Source organism: Mesorhizobium sp. M1A.F.Ca.IN.020.06.1.1 (genome assembly GCF_004023265.1).
Taxonomy (GTDB): Bacteria; Pseudomonadota; Alphaproteobacteria; order Rhizobiales; family Rhizobiaceae; genus Mesorhizobium.
Genome location: NZ_RZSR01001265.1, coordinates 1 through 1358, shown reverse-complemented (window position 1 = coordinate 1358; position 1358 = coordinate 1). Strand labels below are relative to the sequence as shown.

The following is a 1358-nucleotide window of genomic DNA, read 5'->3' as shown; positions in this document are numbered from 1 at the left end:
CGCAGTGTGGAAAAGGCCGGCGCTGCGCGGGTCGTCAGGCTTGGCCGAGGCATCCTGCTCCAGCACCAGCAGCGGGCGGCCCGCGGCGCCGAGGGTGATCGCGCCATCGGCGCGGCTCAACTCCTGCAGGCCGACGACGGCACGATAATAGGCGGCAAGGTTTTCGGCATCGCGCGCCTTCAACCCGACACGCGCGACGCTGACCGGGGTGGTCGCGGCAAAAGGCAGTTCGCTCATCGCACTCTCCGTTCGTGCGCCGATCTCACGATGGGCAGTCGCTCCGACGTTTATTAGTCATTCCTGTTCCCTCTCCAGATCGTTCATCACCATCGTTCACACAAGGTTGAAAGAATCGAACACGTTGTTCACCTTTGTGATGCCACTGCATTCCACCGGCCGGTTGCATCAGACAGGGGCGCTCGCTACATCGGCGCCATGAAAGTCAAGGACGCCGATATCCTCATCATACCCGGCTACACCAACTCCGGTCCCGAGCATTGGCAGACCCGCTGGCAATCGAAATTGTCGACGGCACGCAGGGTCGAACAGGCCGAGTGGACGAAACCCGTGCGCGAGGACTGGACGGCAAGTGTAGCGAAAGCTGTCAACGAGGCCGAGCGGCCGGTGGTCATCGTCGCGCATTCGCTGGGTGTGGCGGCGGCGGTGCAGGCGATCCCGCAATTCCAGAAGCCGGTCGCGGGCGCCTTCTTCGTGGCGCCCCCTGATGTCGCCAATCCGGAGATCAGGCCGAGGCACCTGATGACCTTCGGGCCCTATTCGCGCGATCCCCTGCCCTTTCCGTCGATCGTGATCGCCAGCCGCAACGACCCGTTCTGCGCCTTTGAGGTTGCCGAGGATATCGCCGCCGCCTGGGGTTCGCTGTTCATCGACGCCGGCGACGCCGGCCATCTCAACCAGGACGCGGGCTTCGGCCCCTGGCCGGAGGGATCGATGACTTTCGCCAAGTTCCTGACGGAATTGAAGGAGCCTTGAAACGCCGGCGCCTCAGGCGCCGATCGAATCCCGCATGCTCTTCAGCAGCGTCCTGGCTCCGAGCGAGATCAGCGTGTGGTCAGAACCCATGGCGAGCAGCCGATAGCCCATCGACACGACGCGGCCGGCCACGGCCGGCTCGATGACATAGATCGCGGCGTGCTTGCCTGCCTTGCGCGTCCGCTCGGCGATCGAGGCGACCGTCTCCATCATGCTTTCCAGCGTCGAATTGACGGTGGTGCCGTTCGACCAGGCGATCGAGAAATCCGACGGCCCGACGAAGATGCCATCGATGCCGGGCGTCTCGAGGATTCCATCCAGCGCCTCGAACGCCGCACGCGTCTCGAGCATGGCAAAGGCCATGG

2 protein-coding genes and 1 pseudogene are annotated in these 1358 nt (G+C 64.2%); 1 reads left to right on the top strand and 2 read right to left on the bottom strand.

Annotation, left to right across the window (positions count from 1 at the left end; all coding sequences use genetic code 11):
• A pseudogene (locus EOA60_RS33130) lies at window positions 1–237 on the bottom strand (VOC family protein); the annotation flags it as partial.
• Window positions 238–435: 198 nt separating this feature from the next.
• On the opposite strand from EOA60_RS33130, the gene EOA60_RS33125 reads away from it, so the two are divergent.
• A complete protein-coding gene (locus EOA60_RS33125) occupies window positions 436–993 on the top strand; it encodes an alpha/beta hydrolase (protein WP_067328331.1) in 558 nt (185 codons plus the stop codon).
• Window positions 994–1005: 12 nt separating this feature from the next.
• Here EOA60_RS33125 and EOA60_RS33120 read toward each other — a convergent pair.
• Window positions 1006–1358: aldolase/citrate lyase family protein (locus tag EOA60_RS33120; protein ID WP_245502681.1), on the bottom strand; the 353-nt coding region annotated here is incomplete at its 5' end.